A 16,496-nucleotide genomic window follows, 5' to 3' on the forward strand; every position below is an offset into this window, starting at 1 on the left:
GTTTGATAAATCCCCCTCGTTTATAGTGCGGGGCTTCTCGGCGGTTAGCTAACTTAGCCAAGAAATATACAAACAATAAAAACCCAAACAACTTTTTAAACCAAATTGAATCCTTATCTTGTCAAGACTTCAAGGCAGAGTTGATAAATTATTTTAGCCAAGACATTGAGGATGAAAAGAAAAGAATACACCTAGAGAAATATTTGATCCATACCATTGACATAACCCTTACCAACTTTCACCAAAAATCCATCAATGAATTTGTGATTTTGCGAGTGGGTAATCAATTATTAAATGAATTAGTTTTCAATCCCAGTCAACCTTCAAATCATCTCGGTTTAATTAATTTAAAAAGTTGTTTAGGCTCAACTCAAGTAGTTGCTCTCTTCCTAAAAATAACCTTTTTAAGCCCCAAATTAAAATATTCTCTACGGCAAAGATTAGCTCATCTCTTTAACTATTACGAGTCAACATCTATAAAGGAATCTCGATGGTTAATTCAATTACTAGAAAATTGTTTGCTTGGTTTTGCCATTGCTCAAGAAAAGGCCATTGTCATCTAGAATATCTAAACTTACTTGCTCATCTGTGTCATCATAAAGAAGAATCCATCGAGTTAAAACTATAGAAGTTTTCGCTATCAGATTATGAGTCAAAACTACGAAATTTCTCGCCCCCTTCCTCCCAATGTCAAACGGGCTGCGACAATTTTACAATGGTCTGGAAATATAGGCTTTTGGGGTCAGTTGGTGTTAGGGGTGTTAGCGGCTGCCCTATTATTCCTAGCCTTAGCTGGTTTGGTTGCCCAGGAAACCTCCACGGAAGGAACCTCATTTAGCGTCTTTTGTTCTGTTGCTGGGGTTATTGCTTTGGTGATAAGTATTTTGATTTGTTTTCGTTATAAAAAAATTGCTCAATTGATGCGAGATCCTGAAGCAAAAGCAAGGCCTAAAAAATCATCTACACTACAATTGATTAGAGCAGGTTTATTGTCTAATTTAGTAGGGATTTTTCTGTCAATTATTGGGGCAGAGGGGTTTGTTGGTATTTTATGGCGAAAACTCTCTAATATTCCTCAAGGGGCAGCGGTTTATGACACCAGTAAACTACCTACTCCTAGCGAAATTTTATTGCTTCTTGCTAATACTCATACCATTCTCTGTCACTTTGCTGGCATTGTTGTGGGTTTATATTTATTAGACCGTTTGGATCGCTAATTAATAAAAAAATAGGTTAATTTAAGCTATGCAAAGAACTCGATTAAATACATTAGTAGAAGTTACTCAAACTAGATTTAATGAAACTTTTAGTAATCCTTGGCGACGCATTTCTTTAAGTTTGATTAGTATTCTTTTAGGATTTTTTGTCGGTCAATCTGTTTCCACTACCGCAGGACAGGAATCTTATTGGGACATTACTGTAGGTATTTTTCTGCTCATTTTTACTGAAGGAGTAAGCAGAATCGTATACAGTCGGAATAAGAAAGAAAAGCGATCGCTCAGTCTTGATATTCTCAATCTTTTTAAAATTGGAGTGACTTATAGTTTATACATAGAAGCCTTAAAACTCGGTTCTTGAGTGAGCATGGAAATGAAAGATTTTATCAAGTTACTGGAAATACTAAATAAATCTCCATATTTTTCTCCATCAAATTTAGATAGTTTATTACAGCAAGATTTACAAAATCAATCTTTTTGTAATATATTTGGTATAACTGTAGAAAATGGCTTAGAGAAAATCGAACAGCGTCTCATTTTATGGCAAAAAAGCCATAATTCAGTATTTGAATATTGTCAAAAATTAGGGTTTAGTGGCAACGATAAAATGTGCCTTTTGTGGAAACTTTGGCTCCCTTTGGCTATTCAGTTAAGTGAAAAACAAAGCAGTAAAACAAAACCATTAATACAAGGAATTTTAGGGGTGCAAGGAACAGGCAAAACAACCCTATCAAAAATTCTCTGTTTAATTTTAAAACAATTAGGATATACAACTATTTCTATTTCTATCGATGATTTCTACAAAACCTACAGAGAACGGGAAAAATTAAAAGAAATTGATCCTCGTTTTCTTTGGCGTGGTCCACCGGGAACCCATGATGTACAATTAGGAATTAAAATTTTAAGTCAATTGAAAGATCCTAATTATTCCCTACCTATTTCTATACCTCGCTTCGACAAGTCTTTATGGAATGGGGAGGGAGATAGAGTGGAACCAGAAATTACTAATAAACCCGATATTGTTTTATTTGAAGGCTGGTTTTTAGGAGTAAAACCTATCAAAGAAAGCGAATTTAATCAACCACCATTACCTATTAAGACAGAAGAAGATAAACAGTTTGCTAGAGATATTAATGAAAACTTGAAAACTTATTTACCCTTGTGGGAAAAATTGGATAGCCTGATGGTTTTGTATCCGAAAGATTACACTTGCAGTAAACAATGGCGCAAAGAAGCAGAACAAAAAATGATATTATTGAGTAAAATAGGCATGAATAATCGGCAAGTAGACGAGTTTGTTAACTATTTTTGGAAAGCTTTACACCCCCAGCTATTTGTAACACCTTTAGCCCAAAATCCCCACATTGTTGACTTGGTGATTACCATTGACCATAACCACTATCCTCAACACATAGATAATTATCTGAAATTTCAGTATTAAGACTTTTACTAATATGGAAAAACTATCAGTTATTGGCCTTGATCTCGGTGGTACCGCTATCAAACTGGGACAGTTCTTAGTGGATGGAACTTGCATCAACTCCCTAACCGTCCCGACTCCCCAACCAGCAACCCCTCCCGCAGTTCTAGAAGCGATGGTGGAAGCGATCGCTCACCTAGCTCCCGATGCTGGTTGTCTCGCCTTGGGAGTGGGAACTCCTGGCCCTGCTGACAAGAATGGTAGAATCGCTAAAGTTGCTATCAACTTGGCCGGGTGGCAAAACGTTCCCCTGGCAGACTGGTTAGAAGAGAAAACAGGACTACCCACAACCATCGCCAACGATGCCAACTGTGCTGGTTTAGGGGAAGCTTGGTTAGGTGCAGGTCAAGACTATCAAAACCTGATCGTGTTAACTCTGGGAACCGGAGTTGGTGGGGCCATTATCCTCAATGGTCATCTTTTTACAGGCCATTTAGGGTCAGCCGGAGAGTTGGGGTTAATTACACTCAATTTTGACGGCCCCGTTTGTAATAGCGGTAATAATGGATCTTTAGAACAGTACGGCTCCATTGGAGCCATTCGTCGCATGACTGGTAAAGAGCCGGCAGAACTCGGAGAATTAGCTGAAAAAGGGGATAAACAAACTCTGGAGTTTTGGGAGAGTTATGGTTGTTTATTGGGTGCCGGTTTAGCTAGTTTAATTTATGTGTTGACCCCAGAAGCGATCGTCATTGGGGGAGGTATTAGCGGTAGCACTCGCTTTTTCTTTCCAGCTACCCGAGAGGAAATAGAAAGAAGGGTTTTAGCCAGTTCCCGAGAAAGTCTACAGTTATTAACCGCAAGATTGGGTAATCGAGCCGGAATGGTAGGTGCGGCAAAACTAGCTTGGGAATTGGTAGAACAAAACAAAATTATTCAAGAGTAAGAATTTAATTTATTGTAGTTTATTTGTACAAAAATTTTGATTGCACAATTACTTACCTATTTTCCTAAGTTTATGATATTTTGTTAAGGAAGACCAAAGAAGTCCTTTTGGTTTATTGTTGATGGTATTTAGTAAAAATACTGATTTTTAGATAAGCAACATTCTACTTTTGAATCGACATTCATTAATAAGGAGATTTTACGTTATATGGCTGATGAACCATTAATTAAGGTTAATAATGTCTCGAAAAAGTTTTGTCGTGATCTCAAGAGATCTCTGTGGTATGGTTTTCAGGATATCATGTCAGAAGCGACAGCCCGCAAATATGAACATCAACTCAGGGACGATGAATTTTGGTCAGTAAATGGTGTTTCCTTTGAGTTACGTCGGGGAGAGTGTTTGGGACTAATAGGACCCAATGGAGCAGGAAAAAGTACTCTCTTAAAAATTCTTAATGGACTGATCAAACCCGATAGGGGAAGAATTGAAATGAGAGGAAGAATTTCAGCCCTAATTGAACTGAGTGCTGGATTTAACGCTATTTTAACAGGTAGGGAAAATATCTATAGTAGAGGAGCAGTTTTGGGTTTTACCAAGGCAGAAATTGATAAGAAACTAGATGCTATTATTGATTTTTCTGAGTTAGAAGACTTTATTGACACACCAGTGGTAAATTATAGTTCTGGGATGAAAGTTCGTCTCGGTTTTGCCATTGCTGCTCAAATGGAACCCGACGTATTGTTATTAGATGAAGTCCTAGCGGTTGGAGACGTAGGATTCCGAGCCAAGTGTTTTAATAGCATTTATAGAATGATGGAAAATGCAGCAGTTGTATTGGTTTCCCACAGTATGCCCCAAATTAATCGAGTCTGTTCTGACATTTTAGTGATGGATCATGGACAACCTGTTTTTCAAGGTAAAGACGTTCCTCAAGGGATTGATAAGTTTTATTCTTACTTTCAAGGAGAAGAAGAAAATGTTGTCATGGGAAATGGAAAAGCCATCATTAATGATGTAAAACTTGAAAGTAATGGTCAAAAAGAAGCTACAGAAATCCGTTATATGGACAGTATGGGGGTTGCTATCACCTGTAAAATTGCTCCTACCTTTAGCTCAGTTGTATTTTGTGTAACAATTATTAACCAAGAGTTACAAAATGTTTTGCAATGTTATTCATCAGCTAACAGTTCTGAAATTGCAAATACTGGTAATTTGATGACGGTGACAGTCCGCTTCAACGAAGTTAACTTAAATCCAGGTCGATATGCTCTTGCTATTAATATACTGAGTCATAACCCCAATTCTCTCAAAGGAGGGGAAGTTTTATGCAAAAGGTACAATTGTTCTCCGTTCAGAGTGGTGGGAGATTTTTTTGGCTATGCACCTGTTCAACTTTGTGGTGATTGGGAAATAGTAGAAACAGCATCATAAATTACAAATTCATCACAGTCATAGTACAGCAAATTATTAAGCTAAGCGAAATTGGTATAGTCTTATGATAATATCCCATAAAAATAAGTTTATTTTTATAAAAACTGAAAAAACTGCTGGCACATCTATAGAGATTGCCTTGTCAAAATATTGCGGTCCAGATGATGTTATTACTCCTATTATTCCCGAGGATGAACTTATAAGGAAAAAACTAAATTACAGAGGTCCTCAAAATTATAAAATCCCCCTCACTAAATATTCAATGAGTGATTTTGTACAAGCAATACAGGATCGAGAGAGACTCGAGTTTTATAACCATGCTAGTGCCTCATACATAATGAAATATGTTGATCAGAAAATATGGAACTCTTATTTCAAATTTTGCTTTGAAAGAAATCCATGGGACAAAGTGGTATCTTATTATTATTTTATAACTACTCGTCAAGGTAAGTCTCAACTATCGATCACAGATTTTGTACACTCAATAAGCATCGAAAAGATTAAAGGCTTTAAACTTTACACCCGCTCCTCAGATATAGTAGTTGATAAAGTATTCAAATACGAATATTTAGACGAATCCTTAAAAGAAATTAAGGAACGCATTGGGTTACAAGGAGTCCCTAATCTTCCCAATGCAAAAGGAGGTTATAGAAAGGATAAGCGTAGTTACAAAGATATTTTATCTGAGAAGGATAAGGAAAGGATTGCTAAGGTATTTGCTAAAGAAATTTCTTACTTTGATTACCAATGGTAACTTTTAAGGGAAGTGAAAACATTGTATCCGACAAAGAGTTTCCTAGCCTTTTAAAATTTGACTTGTTATATAAAAGTGATTAGAAAGATGTCTTCAGAATTATTTATCCTGGGTGTGCCACGATCTGGCACGACTTTACTAAGAATTATGCTAGATTCTCATCCTAATCTCGCAGTAGGCCCAGAATGTCCTTGGACAGCCGGAAGTTACGGTCAAACAACTTCCTTTAAAGATTTGTACCATTCTCTAGTGAAAGATCAACGAGGGCCAGTGGCTAACTTTAGCGGTTTATCAGAGGAGAATGTCGCTTTAATATTAGGGGAGGCATTTTCTAACATTTTGAGTTCTTATGCTCAAGCACAAGGAAAAAAGAGATGGTTGGAAAAAACCCCCGACCATATTACAGAAATTCCCTTCCTCGTCCAATTATTTCCTAATAGTAAATACATTCATATTATTCGGGATGGTCGGGATGTAGCTTGCTCATCTTACAAAGAAAAAGAAACTTGGGGGAAAAATTTAAACCTGTCAAATAAAGGGGAAAAGGCGAGAAATACTCGTTTAAATGCACTAAGAAGATGGTGTTTATGGATAACACAATTTGAAAAATGGCAGCAAGAATACAATTTAGATGTTTGTCAAATTCGTTACGAAGATTTAGTTGAAGAACCTCGTATCATTTTGGAAAAAATTCTCTATTTTATAGATGAACCTTGGTCAGATGATGTTTTAAACTATGGACAAAAAAAACACGATATTCCTAGCTGGGAAGCAGGTTCGCGCGATGTTTCGCAACAACACCAGATTACAAAAAAAGGAATTGGTCAATGGGAGACAAAATTTACAATTAGCGATAAGTTAATTGCTGCTTCCTTTGCTGATTATTCACTGGTAAAATATGGTTATCAAAAAACATTAAACTAAGTAAAAATTAATGAGTATTAAATTTATTATTCTTACAACGCAACGTACTGGCTCAACTTTTTTAGCCCATCTCTTATCCAGTCATAACCAAATAGAATGTTATTCCGAGTTATTTCAAAAAGATCTTGTTAACCGATCTAAACGTGCTAAAGTTGCAAAACATTTTGAAATTGGCTACGAAAAATATAAAAACAAGTCAATTATCGCAAAGATAAATCATCAGTTTTTTCCAAAACAGCTTATTAATAAATATTTAACAGAAATTTACACATCTCCAACCCATGTTAATGCCGTCGGTTTTAAGTTTATGTATTCCCAAGACCGAATGATACCTGAAGTTTTACAATGGGTTAGAAACAATGGAGTAAAGGTTATTCATAATACCAGGCTCAATTTACTAAAAACCCTTGTTTCTCGAGAAACTGCCAGAAAAAGAGGTATTTGGGCTTCTGACGAAAAGTTGCCCATTGTAAAAATAAATTTAGATATTCACAAACTTAAACTCGAACTAGAAAAGATGGAAAAAAAAGTGTCTCACTATCGTGATTGGTGTAGGGAGACAGACAATATTGAGGTTAGCTATGAATCCTTGATAAACAATCAAAAAGAGGAAATACAGACAATCCTTGAATTTTTAGAAATACCATCTTCTGGACTATTAACCACTGATATAGTAAAAATGAACTCTGATAATCTTCGAGATATTGTTGAAAATTACGAGGAAGTTTGTGATACCTTACGAGGAAGCAATTTTGAACAACTTCTAGACAAATAACACCTCCGCTGAATATGTATGTAGTTGGATATCCCGAGTCTCAGACCCATTGGTTAGCCTATCTGTTAGCCTATTGCTTTAATACAGAATACTCTGATTTAGATTACCCTAATAATTTACTTCAAGATAAAGACCTACAATCCTATCTTAAAGGAAATTTAACCCATCCAAGCTATGAGGTTGATTCGGGGAAAGTTATGAGAACAAACAGAATTAACATCGCAACCCAAACTAAGACTCCTGTTATCTATATGGTTCGTGATGGTCGTGACTTGATGCTATGTTATTATCATAAGCAAAAATTTCCTAAAGATAAAAGTAACCCCCATATTCGCCAGAGAACTTTTACAAGTAAAGTGTCTCGAAAACTAGGACTTGAAAAGTTATCTACTAAGTTGGAACTGTCTCCTTTTTCTAGGTTTTTACATAGTCATGTATCGGAGTGGGTTTCTCATGTTCAAACTTCCCTAGATAATCAACCAACTGCTATTATTCGCTATGAAGACTTACTAGCCATACCAGAAGAAACATTAGCTAGTTTAATGATGAGATTGGGAGTGGAGGTATCATCAACAATTATCCAACAAGCAATTGAGATATTTAACAGTCAATATTTATCACAACAGCAACTGATAAAATACCGCAAAAACTTCATTGGAAAACCCGGTGACTGGGAAAAATATTTCTCCAAACAGGAAACTATTTATTTTCAAGAAATAGCGGGGCAAATTTTATGTACACTAGGATATGAAAGCGAAATCTAATATAGTTGCTTTTAATTATTCAGAAAAAGAGGAAAATTAACGAAGATGAACCCGAAGATTCTCTGGGTAAGAAGGCGTTTTGATTGGATGGGTAAACATAGTGGTTATGATCAACTGTGTGAGTCTATGTCCACAATTCTTCCTAATGACGCACACAAAAGTGTGTTGCAACGTCCAGGACAACCTAGAAAAAAAATTTTGCGCTCAATAGTACAAAGAGTTGGGAAAAACCCTAAAGGAAGTCCTATGTATGCCCTCGATAGTACCACAGCAGAAATAAAGACTATTTTTACAAGTTTACAGTGGCATCCTAATTTAATTCATGTAACTTATGTAGAAAATCAATTGGGGATTTTACCTAATTGGAAGGAACGTTTGTCGTGCAAAATAATAGGGACATGCCATCAACCGGGTGGGTGGTGGCGACTATTACATAAGCATCCTAAAAGACTGACTAACTTAGATGCCTTAATAGTAGTTGGCAGTAAAGAAGTTGCTTATTTTGAACAATATTTGCCTGGACGAGTATTTTTTATTCCCCACGGAGTTGATACAAATTTTTTCTGTCCATCGGACGATAATCAAAATGATAAAAAATTAATCCGATGTATCTTTTCTGGGAAACATCTTCGAGATTTGGATACCTTAGCTGTGGTTATTGAAAAAGTTCTTGCACAAAATCCTCATATTCATTTTGATATTCTTCTTGCTAATAAAAACCGAACCCAAACTAACTCAAAACTGATTAGTATTGCTCGTCATGAGCAAGTTCATTGGTATGGAGGCATTTCCGACGAACAATTACGTAAACTTTATCAGCAAGCAACAATGTTAGTCTTGCCAATATTAGATTGCACAGCTAATAATGCCTTAGTAGAATCCATATCCTGTGGTCTTCCTGTGATTTCTAACGATGTAGGAGGGTTACGGGATTACACAAGAAGCGACTTCGCTGAATTATTACAGATTGGAGATGTAGATGGATTTGTTAACGCAATCTTAGAATTGGCAGAAAACCGACAAGAACAAGTTAAGAGAAGCAAAGCTGCGAGGAATTTTGCAGAAACTTATTTGAATTGGACACATATAGCCAACAAAACCCTAGAAATATATAATAAAGTCATCGATCAGTAATTATTAACAACCTCATTCGCATATTAACATTATGGATAGTATTGATCAATCGGTTAAAACGAAATATTTGCTCGTTTCCCATCATCCCAAAGATAGAAGTATTAGTCCTTGTACAAGTGTTTATAATGTATTTCTTAGCCCAAAAGCAGTTTATCCCCATTCAGATTATATATTTGTACATTCACCTCCAGAAAAATTTAAACAGCAATTAGTAGAAAAAACAGATAATGAAAATATAACTATCTTATTTAACGGCTGTTGTTCTCTTCTGAGTGATAATGCAATTTATGCTTTGGAATACGCAAAAAAAACAAATCTACCAGTTATTATTTATTGGCATGAAATGGCTTGGCAACTGAACCTCCATTTTTCTCAATTTAATTCTGAGCAATGGGAAAAAATCAATCTAATGCTCCAACAGAAATATGTTAAACATTGGGTTCCATTTTCTCAAGCTAAACAACTAATTATGTATATTTTTAAAAGAAATTACGAAGATGTTTTAATTGTAACAGAAGCAATTGATATTAAGCAATACAGCAAACATTCGCTTAGAAATGAGTCTAATAATATTAAAATATTAGGTTCTGGAAGTATTGCTAATATCGAAAGTTTTTTTAGAAAAGGGACTGATTATTTTTGTAAAGTTTGCGAAGAATTATCGAACAATTATAGTCACTTAAATTGTAGTGGTTATTGGTTTGGTTCATCGTTAGAAGAAATCAAGAAGTATTATCCTGATATTCCTGAAAATTGCAATTTTCTAGGCTTTGTCAATGATTTGCCTGCTCGCTTTCCTGAATACGATATCTTCTTATTGAGTAGTCGTGATGATCCATCTCCCATTGTTGCTTTTGAAGCACTAGCCTGTAATTTACCTGTTTTCTGTTTTGATAGTGTAGGAACAAAAGAAATGATACCAGGAGAATTTGTAGCCTCTGATGTAAATATGATGATCGACAACATTATCAATTACTGGAACAATAAAAATAATTATCCACCAAACTTTTTTAGGGAGATAGCAGAGCAATATTCACCAGAAAAGTTTTTAGAAAGAATAGATAAAGAACATAATTTAATTCCACTTCAGGAAAATAAAATTTTTCAAGAATATTTATTGCTTAGGAAGCAAAAATCTGCCCAAAAAGTTGCCCCTCTTGGAAAGAAAATAAGAACAAAAATCAAGAATTTACTGAAATAAGACTAGAACGCACCTCGAGGAAAATCTTGTAGGAGCTTAGATTTTTGTTGAGCTAAAAATAATGAAAATAAAAGAACACTATTTACACCCTAAATCCCTAGATGAAGCAAAAATAATACAACAAGAATTAGTAAAAAAAATAATAATGCAAGAGAAAATAAATAAAGTAAATTATGTAGCAGGAGTCGATGTGGCGTTTCAAGATAATTATAAAATTACCAAAGCAGCGATCGCAGTATTAAAATTCCCCAGTTTAGAATTAGTAGAAAGTCAAACCGCATTAATACCGACAACCTTCCCTTACATACCTAATTTTTTATCGTTTCGAGAAATTCCGGCTTTGTTAAAAGCCATAGAAAAACTCACAATTATTCCTGACATCATTCTCTGTGATGGACAAGGGATAGCACACCCTCGACGCTTAGGTATTGCTTCTCATTTAGGTATTTTGCTCGATTGTCCTACTATTGGGGTTGCTAAATCTCTGTTGATCGGAAAACACGAAGAAGTTGCCTCAGAAAAAGGTAGTTGGCAACCCTTAATTGACAAAGGAGAACTCATTGGAGCCGTGTTAAGATCAAGAAAAAATGTTAAACCCATTTATGTTTCCATTGGACATAAAATTAGTTTACCCACAGCCTTAGATTATGTGATGGCTTGTTTAACGAAATATCGCTTACCAGAAACCACAAGATGGGCAGATAAGTTAGCATCAAGTCATAATTAAACAGTTATCAATGATCAGTTTTTTTGTTACAGAATATGAGCAAAATTTTTCTTTTTATCGGTTCAATTTTAGCGGCTTTATCCGTAGCAGGAGGCGCATTTGCTAGCCACGCTCTGAAAAATAAATTAAGCGATCGCTATCTAGAGATATTTGAGACAGGAACACGATACCAAATGTATCACGCCCTAGGTTTAGTATTGATAGCTTTACTCCTAACTCGGGTAGAAATGGCCCCAGTAACCATGATTAGCGCAGGATATGCTTTTATTATTGGTGTTCTGATCTTTTCAGGCAGTCTTTACGCTTTGAGTTTGACGGGGATTAAATGGTTAGGAGCAATAACCCCGATTGGTGGGGTAGCATTTATTATTGGTTGGTTAAGTTTGGCGATCGCAGCTTGGCGAATAAATTAACCTAAGCTTGTCCTAATTCGGAGTTCCTTGGAGATCACCACAACAAGAATGAAATAAAAATTTAATAGTATTGCTTAAGTGTTCCCTCTTAGGTGATAAACTGACCTATTAGGCACAAAAGTTTGGATATTCAATGGTCTAGGGAGTGCCGAGTCCTGGTATTGTTACCTGAGATCAGCAAATTTATTTATTAGAGTCAGTATGAAAGTTCTTGTTATTGGCGGTGACGGTTATTGCGGTTGGGCAACTGCCCTACATCTTTCCAATCAAGGGTATGATGTTGGTATTCTAGATAATTTGAGTCGACGCTATTGGGACTCTAAGCTAGGAGTAGATACCCTAACTCCCATCGCCCCTATTCAGAAACGCATTCAACGTTGGCAAGAGTTGACGGGGAAAACCATTGACTTGTTTGTGGGGGACATTACCGATTATAGCTTTTTAAGTCAGACCTTACAGCAGTTTGAGCCGGGGTCTATCGTCCATTTTGGAGAACAACGTTCTGCTCCTTATTCCATGATTGACAGGGAACACGCGGTGTTTACCCAGGTGAATAATGTAGTGGGAACCCTTAATATTCTCTACGCGATGAAAGAAGATTTCCCAGACTGTCACCTCGTTAAATTGGGAACAATGGGAGAATACGGTACACCGAATATTGATATCGAAGAAGGGTATATTACCATCGAACACAACGGACGCAAAGACACTTTACCCTATCCCAAACAACCCGGTAGTTTTTACCATTTGAGCAAGGTACACGATAGCCATAATATCCATTTTGCCTGTAAAATTTGGGGTTTACGGGCCACTGATTTGAACCAAGGGGTGGTTTATGGGGTGTTAACGGAAGAAACGGGCATGGACGAAATGCTCATTAACCGTCTAGACTACGATGGGGTTTTTGGTACTGCTCTAAACCGTTTTTGTATTCAAGCTGCGATCGGTCATCCTTTGACGGTGTATGGTAAGGGTGGACAAACCAGGGGATTTTTAGATATCCGAGACACAGTCAGATGTATTGAGATTGCCATTAATAACCCAGCAGATGAAGGAAAATTCCGTGTCTTTAACCAGTTTACTGAGTTATTCAGTGTTAAAGATTTGGCTTTAATGGTGAAAAAAGCAGGGAATGCTATCGGTTTAGATGTGGAAATCAATAACCTAGAAAACCCCAGAGTTGAATTAGAAGAACACTATTTCAACGCCAAAAATACTAAGTTATTAGATTTAGGTTTACAACCCCATTATCTGTCTGATTCTCTTCTAGATTCTTTGTTAAATTTTGCTGAGAAATATAAGGGAAGGGTTGACAAAGAGCAAATTCTACCCCAGGTGTCTTGGCATCGAAAATAATCCCTCCTTCAGTTATAAGTATTTAACTATTAGCAGTCAGCCATCAGCTTAAAACTAACCCATAGAAGGAAGATTTAAGATTGAGAGATCATAGAATAGAGAAAAGCCCATCAACCTCAGTTGGGAGTTAAGTCTTTTGTGAGAAGATGATAGGTGTTTGAGACTCCTAAACTTGACGAGGGAACCAGCGAAAGTTTCCTCGTCATGGGGATGCTCGGTGACAAATTTTCTATAAATTCTCTAGATCTCTAACTCAGGTCATCAGCTTTCTTTGTGTGTTGATCGAAGGTGAGTTAAATTAAACCGATGCTCACCTCTTCCATATCTTAGCGGGTGGCTGAATACTTATGTTAAGTTAATAGGAGGCTATCTAGCCACCTATCAACTCAATTCCATCAAAATGGCAAATGACACTCACTGTATACAACACTTTAACCCGCAAGAAAGAACCTTTCACCACCATTGAAAAAGATACGGTGAAAATGTACTGCTGTGGCATTACGACATATGATTATTGTCACTTAGGTCATGCAAGGACTTGTATTGTTTGGGACGTGGTGAGACATTATTTGCAATGGTGTGGCTATACAGTGACTTACATTCAGAATTTTACCGATATTGATGATAAGATTTTGAACCGCGCTAGACGAGAAAAAACCACTATGGAGGCGGTGTCAGAACGGTTCATTGAGGCGTATTTTGAAGACATGGAACGTCTGGGGGTGCAGAAAGCTGACGCTTATCCTCGGGCAACCCATACCCTCAAAGGTATTCAACGCCTAGTGTCGGAGTTGGAAACTAAGGGATACGCTTATGCTTCCCAAGGGGATGTTTATTATGATGTTGGTCGCTTTAAAGAATACGGAAAACTCTCTGGCCGTAAACTAGAAGACTTACAAGCCGGTGCTAGTGGTAGGGTAGTAGTAGAAGATCCCGAAGCCAGCAAGAAAAAAGATGCGGCTGACTTCGCTCTTTGGAAAGGGGCTAAACCTGGGGAACCTGCTTGGGACTCTCCTTGGGGCAAAGGCCGCCCTGGATGGCATATTGAATGTTCTGCTATGGTTAGGGAAATACTGGGAGAAAGTATTGATATTCATGCGGGGGGAAGTGACCTAATTTTTCCTCACCACGAAAATGAAATCGCCCAGTCAGAAGCTGTGACAGGGAAAGCTTTAGCCAGTTATTGGTTACATAATGGCATGGTTAAGGTGAGTGGGGAAAAAATGTCCAAGTCCTTGGGCAATTTCACAACGATTCGAGAGTTGTTGGAAAAATTTGAACCAATGGCCGTCAGATTATTCATTTTACAGGCACATTATCGCAAGCCTGTGGATTTTACGGATGAAGCATTGGCAGCAGCGACTAATGGTTGGCATACTTTATCAGAAGGGTTATTATTTGGCTTTGAATACGGCAGTAAATTAGGGTTTAAACGAGATTTACCTGAGTTACTACCTGAGTTTGTACAAAGATTTCAAGAGGCAGTTAATGATGATTTTAACTTTGCCGGTGGCTTAGCAGTTTTGTTTGAAATAGCCAAAGATTTACGCAAAGAACGTAATTTATTAGTGCATCAAGGAAACACTGAAACGTCTTCGGAATTATTACAAAAACAATGGTACACTTTGAGATCATTGGCTCATGTTTTAGGGTTAGAAGCAGATGAAAATCAGTTGAAACCTAGAGAGAGTAATGGTTTAGATGATACTGAAATTGAAACCTTAATTGAACAAAGAAAAGAAGCGAGAAAAAATAAGAATTTTACAGAAAGCGATCGCATTCGAGATCAGTTAAAGGAGCAAGGTATTGTCTTAGTGGATAAAGCTGCCGGGGTGACAACTTGGCATCATAATTAACATCTTTTAGTTGATCAGGGTTAAGGACTTAATGAATCATCATCAACAGCTATTAACTATTCGCACAAGAGGAAAAGATTTTCATCGTATTACTGGTGACGTTGAAAATGTTGTCAATCAATCAGGAATTTCGACGGGTTTATGTACTATTTTCGTGCGTCATACGTCTGCTTCTTTAATTATTCAAGAAAATACTGATCCCGACGTTTTAGTAGACTTAACAAGCTTTTTTTCTAAGCTAGTTCCTGAAGATTCTAAACTTTATGAACATAGTGCAGAAGGTGCTGACGATATGCCGGCTCATATTCGTTCTGTGTTAACAAAAACATCAGAACAAATTCCTATTTATAACGGTAAATTAGTGTTAGGAACTTGGCAAGGTATTTATCTTTGGGAACACCGTAAACGAAGTCATCAACGAGAGATTGTTGTTCACATTAATGGTGACTAAGCTGCTGTTTTTGATTGAATAGAACAACCTAAAATTTAACTCCTACGTCCTGCCTTTTCCAGAAGATAAGATGGGTTTAAGAACCTGATTTAGTATAAGCTGCGATCGCTTATCTAAATTGCAAATAATACATAAAGAGACTGCATTTTCTACATTGTAAGTTATGATTTTGTATCTAATTATACAATTGTGATTTACTACCTCTGTAAGTTATGTATACTTTAAGTTAAGGTCAAGCCTTAATTAATTTTTGGTGTGAGGTTTTAGTTTTAAAATGAATCAACATATTTTGCGGTGTTTGCTTCCCTATTCTTTCCTTGTTGCCGGACTCTCGTTATTAACAACATCTGTCAAGGCCAACGAGGTTTCCATTCCGGAATCAACACCCACCATTTTACCTCAGAGGCCGACTCAAAGCCCTTTTTCTAAACCCCGTCCCCGTCACAAAACTTTTAACAGCACATCTAACTCCATGAACCAAGTAACCAGTGTTTCGGAGTTACGGGATATTAGTCCTACTGCTTGGGCCTATGAAGCGTTACGGAGCTTAGTGGAAAGGTATGGATGTATTGCAGGATATCCTGACCGCACTTTTCGAGGGGAACGAAGTGTCAGTCGTTGGGAGTTTGCCGCCGGTTTAAATGCTTGTTTAAATACCATTGAAAGACTACTACAAGAAAATGTTGCTGTCCTCAGAGAAGACATTGAAAAAATGAAGCGACTTGCTCAAGAATTTGAACAAGAATTAATGGCTTTAGGGGCAAGAATTGATAATTTAGAGGTAAGAACTGCCTATTTAGAAGACCATCAATTTTCCACAACAACCAAATTACAAGGGGATATTGTTTTTAACTTAGCAGATGCTTTTGGAGACGATATTAATAATGGAACTGGAACGAGAGATTTAGATGCACAAACAGTTTTTACCAGTAAAATTCGTTTACAGATGGTAACGAGTTTTTCAGGAAAAGATCAACTAATCACTCGTCTAACTTCTGGTAGTATTGGTAACTCCTTTCAGAACGAAATTGGAGACTTTGAAGGACGATTTTCCTTTGATTTACCGAGAGATAATAATGAAGCTTCTCAAAAAGTCTGGGGGGACTCGCCGAAAGTTAGGGGACAAA

At 36.8% G+C, this 16,496-nt stretch carries 18 protein-coding genes; all 18 read left to right on the top strand.

The features are described from left to right. The first annotated feature begins 140 nt into the window (after positions 1-140). Positions 141-563, top strand: a complete 423-nt coding sequence (locus P9B04_RS00495; protein WP_342053034.1) for a hypothetical protein — start codon at positions 141-143, stop codon at positions 561-563. 84 nt (positions 564-647) lie between these two features. Then, on the top strand, positions 648-1,217 hold the full coding sequence (locus P9B04_RS00500; protein WP_342053035.1) for a DUF3611 family protein: 570 nt from the start codon (positions 648-650) through the stop codon (positions 1,215-1,217). A 28-nt stretch (positions 1,218-1,245) separates the two neighbouring features. Continuing rightward, complete coding sequence (locus tag P9B04_RS00505; protein WP_342053036.1) at positions 1,246-1,578, top strand: DUF565 domain-containing protein; 333 nt, start codon at positions 1,246-1,248, stop codon at positions 1,576-1,578. A 12-nt stretch (positions 1,579-1,590) separates the two neighbouring features. Then, positions 1,591-2,658, top strand: a complete 1,068-nt coding sequence (locus P9B04_RS00510) for a glycerate kinase (RefSeq protein WP_342053037.1) — start codon at positions 1,591-1,593, stop codon at positions 2,656-2,658. Between the two features lie 13 nt (positions 2,659-2,671). Beyond that, positions 2,672-3,583 (top strand): ROK family protein, encoded by a 912-nt coding sequence (locus P9B04_RS00515; RefSeq protein WP_342053038.1) that lies wholly within the window; start codon positions 2,672-2,674, stop codon positions 3,581-3,583. 207 nt (positions 3,584-3,790) lie between these two features. Continuing rightward, positions 3,791-5,014, top strand: coding sequence for an ABC transporter ATP-binding protein (locus P9B04_RS00520; RefSeq protein ID WP_342053039.1), 1,224 nt, complete (start codon positions 3,791-3,793; stop codon positions 5,012-5,014). Between the two features lie 64 nt (positions 5,015-5,078). Continuing rightward, the gene (locus tag P9B04_RS00525) at positions 5,079-5,768 is read left to right on the top strand and encodes a sulfotransferase family 2 domain-containing protein (RefSeq protein WP_342053040.1); all 690 of its coding nucleotides are present in this window, start codon (positions 5,079-5,081) and stop codon (positions 5,766-5,768) included. A gap of 87 nt (positions 5,769-5,855) precedes the next feature. Further along, the gene (locus P9B04_RS00530; RefSeq protein WP_342053041.1) at positions 5,856-6,692 is read left to right on the top strand and encodes a sulfotransferase family protein; all 837 of its coding nucleotides are present in this window, start codon (positions 5,856-5,858) and stop codon (positions 6,690-6,692) included. Between the two features lie 10 nt (positions 6,693-6,702). Further along, positions 6,703-7,467, top strand: a complete 765-nt coding sequence (locus P9B04_RS00535) for a Stf0 family sulfotransferase (RefSeq protein WP_342053042.1) — start codon at positions 6,703-6,705, stop codon at positions 7,465-7,467. A 14-nt stretch (positions 7,468-7,481) separates the two neighbouring features. Beyond that, positions 7,482-8,231 carry a sulfotransferase domain-containing protein gene (locus P9B04_RS00540; RefSeq protein ID WP_342053043.1) on the top strand — a complete coding sequence of 250 codons (750 nt, stop codon included), beginning with the start codon at positions 7,482-7,484 and terminating at the stop codon, positions 8,229-8,231. A 45-nt stretch (positions 8,232-8,276) separates the two neighbouring features. Beyond that, the gene (locus tag P9B04_RS00545) at positions 8,277-9,365 is read left to right on the top strand and encodes a glycosyltransferase family 4 protein (protein ID WP_342053044.1); all 1,089 of its coding nucleotides are present in this window, start codon (positions 8,277-8,279) and stop codon (positions 9,363-9,365) included. A 31-nt stretch (positions 9,366-9,396) separates the two neighbouring features. Further along, positions 9,397-10,566: a glycosyltransferase family 4 protein gene (locus tag P9B04_RS00550; RefSeq protein ID WP_342053045.1), complete on the top strand. Its 1,170-nt coding sequence runs from the start codon at positions 9,397-9,399 to the stop codon at positions 10,564-10,566. 61 nt (positions 10,567-10,627) lie between these two features. After that, entirely contained in the window at positions 10,628-11,293 is a 666-nt protein-coding gene (nfi, locus tag P9B04_RS00555) for a deoxyribonuclease V (protein ID WP_342053046.1), read from the top strand. 35 nt (positions 11,294-11,328) lie between these two features. Then, on the top strand, positions 11,329-11,706 hold the full coding sequence (locus tag P9B04_RS00560) for a DUF423 domain-containing protein (protein ID WP_342053047.1): 378 nt from the start codon (positions 11,329-11,331) through the stop codon (positions 11,704-11,706). A 201-nt stretch (positions 11,707-11,907) separates the two neighbouring features. After that, positions 11,908-13,062 carry a UDP-sulfoquinovose synthase gene (locus tag P9B04_RS00565; protein WP_342053048.1) on the top strand — a complete coding sequence of 385 codons (1,155 nt, stop codon included), beginning with the start codon at positions 11,908-11,910 and terminating at the stop codon, positions 13,060-13,062. Between the two features lie 407 nt (positions 13,063-13,469). Beyond that, the gene (gene cysS / locus P9B04_RS00570) at positions 13,470-14,918 is read left to right on the top strand and encodes a cysteine--tRNA ligase (RefSeq protein WP_342053049.1); all 1,449 of its coding nucleotides are present in this window, start codon (positions 13,470-13,472) and stop codon (positions 14,916-14,918) included. A gap of 31 nt (positions 14,919-14,949) precedes the next feature. Beyond that, entirely contained in the window at positions 14,950-15,369 is a 420-nt protein-coding gene (locus P9B04_RS00575) for a secondary thiamine-phosphate synthase enzyme YjbQ (RefSeq protein WP_342053050.1), read from the top strand. 274 nt (positions 15,370-15,643) lie between these two features. Further along, positions 15,644-16,496, top strand: an 853-nt coding sequence (locus tag P9B04_RS00580; RefSeq protein WP_342053051.1) for an iron uptake porin, incomplete at its 3' end; no start/stop codon positions are given.

This window comes from Crocosphaera sp. Alani8, from assembly GCF_038442745.1.
GTDB lineage: Bacteria > Cyanobacteriota > Cyanobacteriia > Cyanobacteriales > Microcystaceae > Crocosphaera.

Coding starts and splice junctions, on each gene's coding strand:
- P9B04_RS00500 (WP_342053035.1), top strand. CDS start 648: ATGAGTCAAAACTACGAAATTTCTCGCCCCCTTCCTCCCAATGTCAAA.
- P9B04_RS00505 (WP_342053036.1), top strand. CDS start 1,246: ATGCAAAGAACTCGATTAAATACATTAGTAGAAGTTACTCAAACTAGA.
- P9B04_RS00510 (WP_342053037.1), top strand. CDS start 1,591: ATGAAAGATTTTATCAAGTTACTGGAAATACTAAATAAATCTCCATAT.
- P9B04_RS00515 (WP_342053038.1), top strand. CDS start 2,672: ATGGAAAAACTATCAGTTATTGGCCTTGATCTCGGTGGTACCGCTATC.
- P9B04_RS00520 (WP_342053039.1), top strand. CDS start 3,791: ATGGCTGATGAACCATTAATTAAGGTTAATAATGTCTCGAAAAAGTTT.
- P9B04_RS00525 (WP_342053040.1), top strand. CDS start 5,079: ATGATAATATCCCATAAAAATAAGTTTATTTTTATAAAAACTGAAAAA.
- P9B04_RS00530 (WP_342053041.1), top strand. CDS start 5,856: ATGTCTTCAGAATTATTTATCCTGGGTGTGCCACGATCTGGCACGACT.
- P9B04_RS00535 (WP_342053042.1), top strand. CDS start 6,703: ATGAGTATTAAATTTATTATTCTTACAACGCAACGTACTGGCTCAACT.
- P9B04_RS00540 (WP_342053043.1), top strand. CDS start 7,482: ATGTATGTAGTTGGATATCCCGAGTCTCAGACCCATTGGTTAGCCTAT.
- P9B04_RS00545 (WP_342053044.1), top strand. CDS start 8,277: ATGAACCCGAAGATTCTCTGGGTAAGAAGGCGTTTTGATTGGATGGGT.
- P9B04_RS00550 (WP_342053045.1), top strand. CDS start 9,397: ATGGATAGTATTGATCAATCGGTTAAAACGAAATATTTGCTCGTTTCC.
- nfi (WP_342053046.1), top strand. CDS start 10,628: ATGAAAATAAAAGAACACTATTTACACCCTAAATCCCTAGATGAAGCA.
- P9B04_RS00560 (WP_342053047.1), top strand. CDS start 11,329: ATGAGCAAAATTTTTCTTTTTATCGGTTCAATTTTAGCGGCTTTATCC.
- P9B04_RS00565 (WP_342053048.1), top strand. CDS start 11,908: ATGAAAGTTCTTGTTATTGGCGGTGACGGTTATTGCGGTTGGGCAACT.
- cysS (WP_342053049.1), top strand. CDS start 13,470: ATGACACTCACTGTATACAACACTTTAACCCGCAAGAAAGAACCTTTC.
- P9B04_RS00575 (WP_342053050.1), top strand. CDS start 14,950: ATGAATCATCATCAACAGCTATTAACTATTCGCACAAGAGGAAAAGAT.